This window comes from Micromonospora sp. NPDC047670 (genome assembly GCF_043204915.1).
GTDB lineage: Bacteria > Actinomycetota > Actinomycetes > Mycobacteriales > Micromonosporaceae > Micromonospora.
Window position 1 is genome coordinate 312,017 of the sequence record NZ_JBIDDA010000002.1, and the last position, 12,457, is coordinate 324,473.

A 12,457-nucleotide genomic window follows, 5' to 3' on the forward strand; every position below is an offset into this window, starting at 1 on the left:
CCAACATCCCGGGCGGTGTTTCGCGGCGCCGGCCCCGGGCGGTGCGGCTCCGCGGGCCGCACCTGGGTCACGGGCAGTCGCGAGCCCGGGCCCGTCAGGCAGGAGCGTCGCCCGCCGCCCACGACCCCCGGGCGGCGGGCGACGAACCCGCCGGTTGTGCCGGCCGGGTGTGGTGTGGGGAAGCGTCCACACCCGGCCGGCCCCCACCCGGTGCGTCTTCCTCCGCACCACTCGACCCGGCGTCCCGCCGGCGGACCAGGTCCGCCCCGGGGGCGGCGCCTCGGCCACGTGGAGGAGACAGTCCCATGCCGACCAACCCGGCTCAGGCACCGACGGTGCCGGCGCACGTGCTGCCGCACCGCACCCCCGCCCAGCTTCTCGCGGTGGCCCGCCACGGCCTGGCCGAGGCCGCCCAGACCCGCCCCGACGGCCTCCGCTACGCGGCCGCCCACCTGGCCGCGCTGCGCGCGGCGGCGGCCCTGCTCGCCGCCCGGGCGCGTCCCGCTCCCGCCCGGCGCAACCGGATCACCAGCGTCTGGGTCCTGCTCTCGGGTGCCGCCCCCGAGCTCGACGAGTGGGCCCGGTTCTTCGCCCTCGGCGCCGGCAAGCGCGCCGCCGCCGAGGCCGGCATCCCGCGGGTCGTGACCGCCCGCGAGGCCGACGACCTGCTGCGCGCCGCCGAACAGTTCGTCACGGTGGTGGAGACCGCGCTCGGCGTGACCCACCAACCGGCGCTCGACGGCCTCGCCGCCTGACCCGTGACGCCCCCGGCCGCCCAGCGGGGGGAGCCGGGCGGCCGGGGCGTCACGCGCACATCCGATCGACAGCACGACGGGGGGTAGGTCCGATGGCGGGCCGGATGGTGGTCGGTTCCGCCGCACTGGCCGCGCTGGTGCGTCCGGCGAGCGCACCGGACCCGGCAGGCGGTCACCGGGTGCTGCCGGTGGCTCCGGAGCTGACCGGGCTGCTGCCCAACCGAGGGTTGCGGCGTGGCAGCACGATCGCGGTCGCCACCGGTCAACCCCGCCGCAGTGGCGGCACGTCGCTGGTCCTGGCGCTGCTCGCCGAGGCGTCCCGGGCCGGCTCGTGGTGCGCCGTGGTGGGGGTGCCGACGTTCGGGGCGGGCGCGGCCGCCGAGCTCGGTATCGCCCTGGACCGGCTCGCCCTGGTGCCCCACCCGGGTCCGGAGTGGGCCACCGTCATCGCCGCGCTGATCGACGGGGTGGACGTCGTGGTCACCGCCGTGCCGGCGACGGTCTCCGCCTCGGTCGCCAACCGGCTGGCGGCCCGCGCCCGGCAGCGGGGCAGCGTCCTCGTCCCGTACGGGCGGTGGGACGGCGCGGACGTGACCCTCCAGGTGGTCCGGGGCGCCTGGGAGGGACTCGGGCCGGGACGGGGCCGGCTGCGCCGCCGCGAGGTCACCGTCTCGGCGCGCGGGCGCGGGGCCGCCGCCCGCCCCAAGGAGATCAAGGTCTGGCTCCCCGGGGACGGGCTCACCCGGGTCATTCCCCGTCCGGCCCCCGGAGCTGTCGCCGGCTCCGTCACCGGCCGGTCGGTCGCCGGCCGGCCCCGCCCGGTTTCCGTGGCCGCCTCCGCGTCCGCCGGCACCTCCCGTCGCGGCGCGCTCACCCTGGTCGGTCCGGCATGACCGGTGCGCCGGTGCGGACCCTGCTGCTCTGGTGCCCGGACTGGCCGGTGCTCGCCGCCGAGATCGTCGACGGGGTGCCCGCCACCGGCCCGGTCGCCGTGCTGCACGCCAACCGGGTGGTCGCCTGTTCGGAGCGGGCCCGCGCCGAGGGGGTGCGCCGGGGGCTGCGCAAGCGGGAGGCGCAGGGGCGCTGCCCGCAGCTCACCGTCGTCGAGTACGACCCGGGACGGGACACCCGGGCGTTCGAGCCGGTGGTCGCCGCGGTCGAGGAACTGGTCGCGGGCGTCGAGGTGGTGCGTCCCGGCGCGTGCGCGGTGGCGGCCCGGGGCCCGAGCCGCTATCTCGGGGGCGAGGAGGCGGCGGCCGAGCGGATCGTCGAGCACGTCGCGCAGGCATGCGCGGTGGAGAGCCAGGTCGGCATCGCCGACGGGGTGTTCGCCGCCGGGTTGGCCGCCCGCGCCGGGCAGGTCGTTCCGCCCGGGGAGACCCCGCGGTTCCTGGCCGACCTGCCGGTCGAGGCGCTCGGCCGGCCGGCCCTGACCGACCTGCTGCGCCGGCTCGGCGTACGCACCCTGGGTGACTTCGCCGCGCTGCCCGCCGGCGACGTGCTGGCCCGGTTCGGGTTCGACGGCGCGCTGGCCCACCGGCTGGCGGCCGGGCGGGACCACCGCCCGCTCGCCGTCCGGCAGCCCCCGGCCGACCTCGCGGTCACCGCCGACCACGACGAGCCGCTCGACCGGGTCGACGCGGCTGCCTTCGCCGCCCGGGCGCTGGCCGAGCGGCTGCACGAGCGGCTCGCGGCGCACGGGCTGGCCTGCACCCGCCTCGGCATCGAGGCGGTCACCGCGCACGGCCAGGAGCTGCACCGGGTCTGGCGGCACGACGGGCTGCTCACCGCGGCAGCCATCGCCGACCGGGTGCGCTGGCAGCTCGACGGCTGGCTGTCCGGCGGCGGCCGGGGTGGCGCCCGCCCGGCCCGCCCGACGGCGGGCATCATCCGGCTGCGGCTGGTGCCCGACGGGGTGCTCGCCCAGGCCGGCCTGCAACCCGGCCTGTGGGGGGAGGCCGGCGAGGAGCGGGAGCGGGCGCACCGGGCGCTGAGCCGGGTGCAGGGCATCCTCGGCCCCGAGGCGGTGGTCACCGCGGTGCTCGGCGGCGGGCGTTCGCCGGCCGACCAGGTGCGCCTGGTGCCGTGGGGGGACGAACGCCTGCCGGCCCGCCCGGGTGAGCCGCCGTGGCCGGGCCGGCTGCCGCCACCGGCGCCGGCCGTGGTGCTGCCCGACCCGCTCGCCGCGACCGTGCACGACGCGGCCGGCGAGCCGGTCGTGGTCAGCGCGCGGCTCCAGGTCAGCGCCGCGCCGGCCCGGCTGACCGTGGGCACCGCCCGGCCGGCCGAGATCGTCGGCTGGGCCGGTCCGTGGCCGGTGGACGAGCGCTGGTGGGCGCCGGCCGAGGCCCGCCGCCGGGCCCGGTTCCAGGTCTGCCTGGCCGACGGCGCGGCCCTGCTGCTCGCGGTCGAGGGCGGCCGGTGGCTGGTGGAGGCGATCTATGACTGACCGCCGCCGGGTGGTGGGCCGGTGAGCTTCCACAACCCGAAGATGCCCTGGTCGGAGCTGGAGCAGGTGCTCTCCGGGCGGTCCGCCGCGGGGCGCCCCAGGGGCGAGCGGCACCTGCACGTGGTGGACCCGCTCGCGGTCGACGCCGACGGCGGCGACTCCCCGGCGTGGAGCCGCAAGCGGCAGGAGTACGCGCCGCCGGAGCTGGCCCGTCCCGACGACGCGGTGCCCTACGCCGAGCTGCACGCGCACACCAACTTCAGCTTCCTCGACGGCGCCAGCCACCCCGAGGAACTGGCGGAGGAGGCCGCCCGGCTGGGCCTGACCGCGCTCGCCGTCACCGACCACGACGGCTTCTACGGGGTGGTGCGCTTCGCCGAGGCGGCCCGCGCGCTGCGCCTGCCGACGATCTTCGGCGCCGAGCTGTCGCTGGGCCTGCCCGGCCCGCAGAACGGCGAGCCCGACCCGCTCGGGCGGCACCTGCTGCTGCTCGCCCACGGCCACGAGGGGTACGCCCGGCTCGCCTCGACCATCGCCCGCGCCCAGTTGCGCGGCGGGGAGAAGGGCCGCCCGGTCTACGGCGAGCTGGAGGAGGTCGCCGCCGAGCTGCGCGACCACGTGCTGGTGCTCACCGGCTGCCGCAAGGGGCACGTGCCGGCGGCGCTGCTCACCGAGGGGGTGGCCGCAGCGGCCCGCGAGCTGGACCGGCTGACCGCCCTGTTCGGCGCGGAGACGGTGGCGGTGGAGCTGACCGACCACGGTCATCCGGTCGACGCCGACCGCAACGACGCGCTCGCCGAGCTGGCCGCGTCCGCCGGGCTGCCCACGGTGGCCACCAACAACGTGCACTACGCCACCCCCGGCCGGCGCCGGCTGGCCACCACGGTCGCCGCCGTACGGGCCCGGCGCAGCCTGGACGAGATCGACGGGTGGCTGCCCGCGGCCGGCACCGCCCACCTGCGCAGCGGTGCCGAGATGGCGGCCCGGTTCGCCGCGTACCCGGGCGCGGTGGCGCGGGCCGCCGAGTTCGGCGCCGAGCTCGCCTTCGACCTCCAGCTCGTCGCGCCGCGGCTGCCGGCGTACCCGGTGCCGCCGGGGCACACCGAGATGAGCTGGCTGCGCCACCTGACCGAGCGGGGCGCGCGGGAGCGCTACGGCCCCCGCGAGGCGCACCCGAGGGCGTACGCGCAGCTCGACCACGAGCTGAACATGATCGAGGAGCTGGGTTTCCCCGGCTACTTCCTGGTGGTCTACGACATCGTCGCGTTCTGCCGCGAGCAGGACATCTACTGCCAGGGCCGGGGCTCGGCGGCCAACTCGGCGGTCTGCTACGCGCTGCGGATCACCAACGTGGACGCGGTCCGGCACCGGCTGCTCTTCGAGCGTTTCCTCGCCCCCGAGCGCGACGGCCCGCCGGACATCGACGTGGACATCGAGTCCGACCGCCGCGAGGAGGTCATCCAGCACGTCTACGCCCGCTACGGCCGGGAGCACACCGCCCAGGTCGCCAACGTCATCTCGTACCGGCCCCGTTCGGCGGTGCGGGACGTGGCCAAGGCGTTCGGGTTCTCGCCCGGCCAGCAGGACGCCTGGAGCAAGCAGATCGACCGCTGGGGCTCGGTCGCCGCGGTCGACGTCGAGGACATCCCCGAGCAGGTGGTCGCGTACGCCGACGAGTTGCAGACCTTCCCCCGGCACCTGGGCATCCACTCCGGCGGCATGGTGATCTGCGACCGGCCGGTGATCGAGGTCTGCCCGGTGGAGTGGGGGCGGATGCCGGGCCGCAGCGTGCTCCAGTGGGACAAGGACGACTGCGCCGCCGTCGGCCTGGTCAAGTTCGACCTGCTCGGGCTCGGCATGCTCTCCGCGCTGCACTACGGCTACGACATGATCGGGATGAGCCTGGACCTCGGCGGCATGACGCTGGACGACCCCGAGGTCTACGACATGCTCTGCCGGGCCGACTCGGTGGGGGTGTTCCAGGTGGAGAGCCGCGCCCAGATGGCGACCCTGCCCCGGCTGAGGCCCCGCGAGTTCTACGACCTGGTGGTCGAGGTGGCGCTGATCCGGCCCGGCCCGATCCAGGGCGGCTCGGTGCACCCGTACATCCGGCGCAAGAACGGCCAGGAGCCGGTGGAGTACGCCCACCCGCTGATGCGCAACGCGCTGGAGAAGACCCTCGGCGTGCCGCTGTTCCAGGAGCAGCTGATGCAGCTCGCCATCGACCTGGCCGGTTTCGACGCCGCGGAGGCCGACCAGCTGCGCCGGGCGATGGGCGCCAAGCGCTCCGCCGAGCGGATGGCCCGCATCGCCGACCGGCTCTACGCCGGGATGGCCGAACGGGGCATCACCGGCGAGCTGGCCGACGACGTCTACCGCAAGCTCTCCGCGTTCGCCAGCTACGGCTTCCCGGAGAGCCACGCGATGAGCTTCGCCTACCTGGTCTACGCCAGCTCCTGGCTCAAGCGCTACCACCCGGGGCCGTTCCTGGCCGCGCTGCTCAACGCCCAGCCGATGGGCTTCTACTCGCCGCAGACGCTGGTCGACGACGCCCGCCGGCACGGGGTGCGGGTGCGCCGGCCGGACGTCAACGCCAGCGGCGCCAAGGCGGTGCTGGAGTCCACCCCGCAGACCCGGTGGGGCAGCGCGCCGGGGGAGCCGCCGCACGCCTGGGGGCTGGGCGGCCCGGCCGTCCGGCTCGGGCTGGCCAGCGTGCGTACCCTCGGCGACGAGGTGGCCGAGCGGATCGAGGCGGAGCGGGCGGCGCACGGGCCGTACCGCGACATGCCGGACCTGGCCCGGCGCGTGGGTCTCACCGCCGCGCAGCTGGAGGCGCTGGCCACCGCGGACGCCTTCGCCTGTTTCGGGCTGTCCCGGCGGCAGGCCCTCTGGGCGGCCGGCGCGGCGGCCCAGGACCGGCCGGGCCGGCTGCCCGGCACGGTGACCGGCACGGCCGCGCCCACCCTGCCCGGCATGGAGGCGGTGGACCGGCTGGTCGCCGACGTGTGGGCGACCGGGCTGTCGCCGGAGAGCCACCCGGCCCGCTTCATCCGCCCGCAGCTCGACGCCCTCGGGGCGGTGCCGATCGCCCGGCTCGGCCGGGTGGAGCCGGGCCGGCGGATCCGGGTCGGCGGGATCGTCACCCACCGGCAGCGCCCCGCGACCGCCGGCGGGGTCACCTTCCTCAACCTGGAGGACGAGACGGGCATGCTCAATGTCACGTGCTCCCCGGGGCTCTGGCAGCGCTACCGTCGAATCGCCCGCACCAGCGCGGCGCTGGTGGTGCGCGGCCGGTTGCAGCGGCACGAGGGAGTCACCAGTCTCACCGCCGACCGGCTGGACGCCATCGACCCGCCGGTCAGCCCGGCATCGCGCGATTTCCGTTGACGGTAGTGATCCACATTACGGTTTTCCGCGCCCGATGGCGGGAGACTCCTGCTCGCGCGGGCAGAGCGGCCCGCGTCAGCACGAGGGGGCGAACCGATGACGGGGAATCACGAGTACAGCGGCGGGGTGGCCAACTCCCGGCGGACCCGGCTCAGCGCCGGATGGACCCCGACGCACCACACCGAGCCTCGCGAGTACGAGATCACCGAGGGCCCGGTGGCCAACGCCCTGCGGTCGCGGGCCGAGGAGGACGGCGCCACCGGCGAGTCCTGAGCGCCGCACCGGACGGTCCCCGTCGGGGGCTGGACCGGGTGACTAGGCTCGACCGGGTGGAGCAGACCCCAGGCCGGCTCGCCGGGCCGCCGCTGACCCCCCGTACCGCCGTGATCTGGTCGGTGCTGCGCGCCGAGCTGGAACGCCGCGGCGACACCGCGCTGACCGTGCTCGACGTCGGCGGCGGCACCGGCGGCTTCGCCGTCCCGCTCGCCCAGGCCGGGCACCGGGTCACCGTGGTCGACGCCAGTCCCGACGCGCTCGCCGCGCTGACCCGCCGGGCCGCGGAGGCCGGGGTCGCCGAGCGGGTCCGGGCCGTGCAGGGCGACGGCGACGCGCTCGCCGGGCTGGTCGAGCCGGGCGACGCGGACCTGGTGCTCTGCCACGCCGTGCTGGAGGTGGTCGACGATCCGGCGCCCGTGGTGGCCGCGCTGGCCGCCGCGCTGCGCCCGGGCGGCGCCGCGAGCGTGCTGGTCGCCGGCCGGGCCGCCGCGGTGCTCGGCCGGGCGATGAACGGGCACCTGGACGTCGCCGCCGCGCTGGCCGCCGACCCGGCGGGCAGCGCGGGGGCCCGGGACACGCTGCGCCGACGCTACGACGCCGAGGGCGCCGCCGCGCTGCTCGGCGCCGCCGGGCTCGTGGTCGAGGAGATCCACGGCGTACGCGTGCTCGCCGACCTCCTTCCCGCGGCCGTGGCCGACGGCCAGCCGGCCGCCCTGGTGGAGCTGGAACGGGCGCTCGCGGCGCGAAGCCCCTGGCGGGACCTCGCGGCCCAGTTGCACCTGTTCGCCCGTCGCCCGTGACCGACCCGCTGGCGGTCGTCGCGCCGCGCTACGGCGACGGCAGCCTCGCCGACGTCCTGCCCAGCGCGCTCGCCGTGCTCGGCGTGCCCGGCGCCACCGACCCGCTCGGGCTGGGCCCCGCGCTGGCCGGGGTGCGCCGGGTGGCGGTGCTGCTCGTGGACGGCCTCGGCTGGCACCAGATCCCGACCGCCGCGCCGCACGCGCCGACCCTGGCGGGGCTCGCCGCGACCGTCGGCCGGCCGCTGACCTGCGGTTTCCCGTCCACCACGCCGACCAGCCTGGTGACGCTGGGCACCGGTGCCGCGTCCGGGGCGCACGGCGTGCTCGGCTTCACCGTGCGGGTGCCCGGAACCGACCGGGTGCTCAACCACATCGAGTGGGCGGCCGACCCGGCGCCGCTGCGCTGGCAGCCGGTCCGTACCCAGTTCGAACGTGCCCGGGCCGCCGGGGTCGCGGTGACGGTGGTGAGCCGACCCGAGTTCGGCGGCAGCGGGCTGACGGTGGCCGCCAACCGGGGCGGCGACTACCGCGGCGCGGCCGGCGTCGACGCGCTCGCCGTACGGATGCTCACCGCCCTGGCCGCCGGGCCGGGGCCCACCCTGGTCTCCGGCTACCACCCCGACCTGGACCGCCACGGCCACCTCACGGGCGTCGACTCGGCGCCCTGGCGGGTCGCCGCGGCCGAGGTGGACCGGCTGCTCACCCGGCTCGTCGACGGGTTGCCGCCCGACGCCGCGCTGCTGGTCACCGCCGACCACGGGCAGCTCGACGTGCCGGCCGCGCACCGCGTCGACCTGGACACCGATCCCCGGCTGCGCGCCGGGGTGGCGGTGGTCGCCGGGGAGCCGCGGGTCCGCTACCTGCACGTCACGCCCGGCGCCCGGGACGACGTGGTGGCCGCCTGGTCGGCGGTGCTCGGCCCCGCGGCCCGGGTCCGCACCCGCGAGGAGGTGGTGGCCTCCGGCTGGTTCGGCCCGGTGCCGGAGGAGCACCTGCTCCGCATCGGCGACGTGGTGGTCGTCTGCAACGCCACGTACGCGGTGACGGCCTCCCGCTCCGAGCCGCCGATCGTGTCGCGGCTGGTCGCGTACCACGGGGCGGACACCGCGGCCGAGATGACCATCCCGCTGCTGGTCGTACGCGGCTGACGACCGGGCGACCGTCCCGCCGGTGTACGCCGCGTCGCGGCGCGGATCGCCTGTCCGGCCGGCGCGGTCAGGCGCGGACCGGCGGTGCCGCCGTCACCGTTCCCGCCCGGCGAGCCCTTCGAGCGCCCGCACGAGGTCGTCGGCGGTGGGCGCGGCCCCGGGGTCGAGCAGCCACTGGAGCATCACACCGTTGATGAGCGCCAGGGCGAGCGAACCGTAGCGGCGGGCCTGCTCCGCCGAGACCTCCGTCGGAGCGATGTCGAGCGTCAGGGCGGCGAGGTCGCGCCGGCTGGCGGCGTAGCCGGCCGCGAGTTGGTCGCGCACCTCGGGCGCGAACTCCGCCTGGGCGTACGCCTGCACGCTCGCCACCAGGACGGCCCGCTGCTCGTGCGCCAGCTCGAACACGCCCTGGAGGAACTGCCGGAGACGTTCCAGCGGCGCTCCGCCGGGCTCGGTCGTGACGGCCGCGGCGATCGCGTCCCCCCAGTCGTCGAAGATCTCCAGGACGGCGGCGTTCAGCAGGGCGTCCTTGCTGCCGAAGTGGTAGCCGATGGAGCCGAGGTGGGCGTTGGTCGCCGCCACGATGTCGCGGGCCGTGGTGTGGGCGTAGCCCTTCTCCACCAGGCATCGCTTCGCCCCCGCCAGGAGTTCCTCTCGCTGTCCCATGACGGCAGTGTAGCCAGGTCTTGAACGTCCGTCTTGTACGTCCGTATTGAACACCCGTATTGTACGCCTGTACAGTCCGGCGCGTGACCACCTCTGTTCCTCCCCGTGCCCGCAGTCGCGAGTGGTTCGGCCTCGCCGCTCTCGTCATTCCCGCCCTCCTCACCTCCATGGACCTCTCGGTCCTGTTCATGGCCGCGCCCTGGATCAGCGCCGAACTCGAACCGAGCACCGGCCAGTACTTGTGGATCATGGACATCTACGGCTTCGTGATGGCCGGTCTGCTGGTGACCATGGGCAGCCTCGGCGACCGCGTCGGACGCCGCCGACTCCTGCTCGTCGGTGCCGCCGCGTTCGGCGCGGCATCCCTCCTGGCCGCGTTCGCCACCAGCCCGGAGCTGCTCATCGCCGCCCGGGCCCTGCTCGGCCTGGGCGGGGCGACCCTCGCGCCGTCGACGCTCTCCCTGATCCGCGGCATGTTCGCCGACGACAACCAGCGGCGCACCGCGGTCGGGATCTGGACGGCCGGCTTCACCGGTGGCATCGCAATCGGCCCCATCGTCGGCGGCTTCCTGCTGGAGCGGTTCTGGTGGGGATCGGTGTTCGTCATCAACGTCCCCGTCATGCTCCTGCTGCTCGCCGTCGGGCCGTTCCTGCTGCGCGAGTCGAGGGATCCGGCCCCGAACCGGTTCGACCCGTTCAGCTCCCTGCTGTCCCTCGCCGCCGTCCTGCCGGTCATCTACGCCGTCAAGCACTTCGCCGAGGAGGGCCCGAACCCGGCGTCGCTGGTGACCCTCCTCGTCGGCCTCGCCGTCGGCGCCCTCTTCGTCCGCCGGCAGCGCCGCAGCGACCGCCCGATGATCGACGTGCGACTCTTCTCGGCGAGTTCCTTCTCCGCCGCCATCGGCGCGAACACGGCGATCGCCTTCGCCAGCGCCGGCATGGGTCTGCTCGCGGTCACGTTCCTGCAGACGGTGCTCGGCCTCAGCCCCTTCGACGCCGCGCTCTGGATGCTCCCGACCATCCTGGGCAGCGTCGTCGGCGTCGCCCTCGCGTCCGCGCTCGCGCCGCGCACCCGGCCCGCGGTACTGGTGGCCGCGGGACTCGTCGTCGCCGCCGTCGGCTTCCTGCTCGTCAGCGCCATGCGGGTCGACGCGCCGGTCTGGTGGCTGATCGCGAGCTACGGGCTGCTCACCGTCGGCGTCGGGATGACCAGCACCCTGGCGACCTCGCTCGTGCTCACCACGGCGCCACCCGAGCGGGCGGGGGCCGCCTCGGCCATCTCCGAGACGAGCACCGAGTTCGGCGGCGCGCTCGGCATCGCCGTGCTGGGCAGCATCTCCGCGGGCATCTACCGGGCCCGGATGGACACCGAGGTGCCGGCGGGGCTCGGCGACGACCTCGCCCACACCGCGACCGACACCGTCGGCGGCGCCCTCGCCGTGGCGGGCCAGGTCCCGGCCGAGGTGGCGGGCGTGCTGCTCGACCGGGCGTTCGCCGCGTTCACCGAGGGCTTCACGGTCACCGCCGTCATCGGGGCGGCGACCCTGCTCGTCGGGGCGCTCGTCAGCGCCGTCGCGCTGCGACGCGTACCCCCGGGAGCGCCGTCCGTCGACCGGGGCTGACGGCGCGCGCCGCCCGGGCGGGACCAGGCGACGCAGCGCGCCGCCGGCCGCCCGGGCGGCATGTCGGGGGTGCCCGCTAACCTGCGGGGATGGGCCGCAGCCAGTCGTTGCCCCGGGGCGGCGATCCCCGGTTCGGGCCGGACGCCGACGACTCCGGCTGCCCGATCCTGCACGTCGACATGGACGCGTTCTTCGCCTCGGTCGAGGTCCGCCACCGCCCGGAGTTGCGCGGCCGGGCCGTCGTGGTCGGCGGGGTCGGTCCGCGTGGAGTGGTGAGCTCCGCCAGCTACGAGGCCCGACGCTACGGCGTGCGCAGCGCCATGCCCACCGCGCGGGCCAGGGCGCTCTGCCCGCACGCGGTCTACCTCCCGCCGGACTTCGCGCGGTATTCGGCGGCCTCCCGCGCGGTCATGCAGATCTTCCGGGACGTCACCCCGCTGGTGGAGCCGCTCTCCCTGGACGAGGCGTTCCTCGACGTGGCGGGCGCCCGGCGGCTCTTCGGCCCTCCGGCCGCCATCGCCCGGCGCATCCGGGAGCGGGTCGCCGCCGAGCAGGGGCTCACCTGTTCGGTCGGGGTCGCGCCGAGCAAGTTCGTGGCGAAGCTCGGCTCGACTCGCGCCAAGCCCGACGGGCTGCTGGTCGTCCCGGCAACCCAGGTGCTCGACTTCCTGCACCCGCTGCCGGTGTCGGCGCTGTGGGGGGTGGGGGAGCGGTCCACCGAGACGCTGCGCCGGCTCGGCCTGGCCACCATCGGCGACCTCGCCGAGGCGCCGGTCGGCATGCTGCGCAAGGCGCTCGGCGAGGCGTCCGCGACCCACCTGCACGAGCTGGCCTGGGGGCGCGACCCGCGCCGGGTCAGCCCCGAGCACGTCGAGAAGTCGATCGGCGCGGAGGTGACCTTCGACGCCGACGTGGCCGATCCGCTGGAGATCCGCCGGGCCCTGCTCGCCCTCTCCGACAAGGTGGGCGCCCGGCTGCGCCGGGCCGGACAGGTCGGGCGGACGGTGTCGCTCAAGGTGCGGCTGGCCGACTTCCGCACCGTCAGCCGGTCGCGCACGTCGGGCGTGCCGACCGACGTCGCCCGGGAGATCTTCGACACCGTCTGGGCGCTCTACACCGCGCTCGACCCGGGAGAGCGCATCCGCCTGGTCGGCGTCCGCGTCGAGGGTCTCGCCGCGGCGCAGGACACCCCGCGGCAGCTCACCCTCGGCGCGCCCGAGCGGGGCTGGCGGGAGGCGGAAGCCGCCGCCGACGCCGCGGCTGCCCGATTCGGGCGGTCCGTCATAGGTCCGGCCAGTCTGCTCGGGGGCCGGGACGGGCGACGAAATGAAAATCCTCCCCGGCCGTAGGTCGT

Annotated in this window: 10 protein-coding genes; 9 read left to right on the plus strand and 1 reads right to left on the minus strand. The window is 76.4% G+C overall.

The features are described 5' to 3' along the window. Window positions 1-305 precede the first annotated feature (305 nt). From ACGF7U_RS06050 to ACGF7U_RS06080, 7 genes are all read left to right on the plus strand, one after another. Window positions 306-755 (plus strand): SAV_6107 family HEPN domain-containing protein, encoded by a 450-nt coding sequence (locus tag ACGF7U_RS06050; RefSeq protein WP_393103444.1) that lies wholly within the window; start codon window positions 306-308, stop codon window positions 753-755. Between the two features lie 92 nt (window positions 756-847). Further along, a complete protein-coding gene (locus tag ACGF7U_RS06055; protein ID WP_393103446.1) occupies window positions 848-1,648 on the plus strand; it encodes a hypothetical protein in 801 nt (266 codons plus the stop codon). Beyond that, window positions 1,645-3,204, plus strand: coding sequence for a DNA polymerase Y family protein (locus tag ACGF7U_RS06060; protein WP_393103448.1), 1,560 nt, complete (start codon window positions 1,645-1,647; stop codon window positions 3,202-3,204). The genes ACGF7U_RS06055 and ACGF7U_RS06060 overlap by 4 nt, the downstream gene beginning before the upstream one ends. Before the next feature lie 21 nt (window positions 3,205-3,225). After that, entirely contained in the window at window positions 3,226-6,591 is a 3,366-nt protein-coding gene (locus tag ACGF7U_RS06065; RefSeq protein WP_393103450.1) for an error-prone DNA polymerase, read from the plus strand. A gap of 96 nt (window positions 6,592-6,687) precedes the next feature. Further along, window positions 6,688-6,864: a hypothetical protein gene (locus tag ACGF7U_RS06070; RefSeq protein ID WP_393103452.1), complete on the plus strand. Its 177-nt coding sequence runs from the start codon at window positions 6,688-6,690 to the stop codon at window positions 6,862-6,864. 38 nt (window positions 6,865-6,902) lie between these two features. Next, window positions 6,903-7,667 (plus strand): methyltransferase domain-containing protein, encoded by a 765-nt coding sequence (locus ACGF7U_RS06075; RefSeq protein WP_393103454.1) that lies wholly within the window; start codon window positions 6,903-6,905, stop codon window positions 7,665-7,667. Further along, complete coding sequence (locus ACGF7U_RS06080) at window positions 7,664-8,815, plus strand: alkaline phosphatase family protein (protein WP_393103456.1); 1,152 nt, start codon at window positions 7,664-7,666, stop codon at window positions 8,813-8,815. The genes ACGF7U_RS06075 and ACGF7U_RS06080 overlap by 4 nt, the downstream gene beginning before the upstream one ends. 93 nt (window positions 8,816-8,908) lie before the next feature. Here ACGF7U_RS06080 and ACGF7U_RS06085 read toward each other — a convergent pair whose 3' ends face one another. Then, a complete protein-coding gene (locus ACGF7U_RS06085; protein ID WP_393103458.1) occupies window positions 8,909-9,481 on the minus strand; it encodes a TetR/AcrR family transcriptional regulator in 573 nt (190 codons plus the stop codon). Between the two features lie 83 nt (window positions 9,482-9,564). Between ACGF7U_RS06085 and ACGF7U_RS06090 the strand changes: the two genes are divergently transcribed. Both ACGF7U_RS06090 and ACGF7U_RS06095 read left to right on the plus strand, forming a co-directional pair. Then, window positions 9,565-11,103 (plus strand): MFS transporter, encoded by a 1,539-nt coding sequence (locus ACGF7U_RS06090; RefSeq protein ID WP_393103460.1) that lies wholly within the window; start codon window positions 9,565-9,567, stop codon window positions 11,101-11,103. A gap of 89 nt (window positions 11,104-11,192) precedes the next feature. Continuing rightward, window positions 11,193-12,452 (plus strand): DNA polymerase IV, encoded by a 1,260-nt coding sequence (locus ACGF7U_RS06095; RefSeq protein ID WP_393103462.1) that lies wholly within the window; start codon window positions 11,193-11,195, stop codon window positions 12,450-12,452. Window positions 12,453-12,457 lie beyond the last annotated feature (5 nt).

What these genes read in the sequence shown, in the direction of transcription:
- ACGF7U_RS06050 (WP_393103444.1), top strand. Translation starts at nt 306, where the DNA reads ATGCCGACCAACCCGGCTCAGGCACCGACGGTGCCGGCGCACGTGCTG.
- ACGF7U_RS06055 (WP_393103446.1), top strand. Translation starts at nt 848, where the DNA reads ATGGCGGGCCGGATGGTGGTCGGTTCCGCCGCACTGGCCGCGCTGGTG.
- ACGF7U_RS06060 (WP_393103448.1), top strand. Translation starts at nt 1,645, where the DNA reads ATGACCGGTGCGCCGGTGCGGACCCTGCTGCTCTGGTGCCCGGACTGG.
- ACGF7U_RS06070 (WP_393103452.1), top strand. Translation starts at nt 6,688, where the DNA reads ATGACGGGGAATCACGAGTACAGCGGCGGGGTGGCCAACTCCCGGCGG.
- ACGF7U_RS06085 (WP_393103458.1), bottom strand. Translation starts at nt 9,481, where the DNA reads ATGGGACAGCGAGAGGAACTCCTGGCGGGGGCGAAGCGATGCCTGGTG.
- ACGF7U_RS06095 (WP_393103462.1), top strand. Translation starts at nt 11,193, where the DNA reads ATGGGCCGCAGCCAGTCGTTGCCCCGGGGCGGCGATCCCCGGTTCGGG.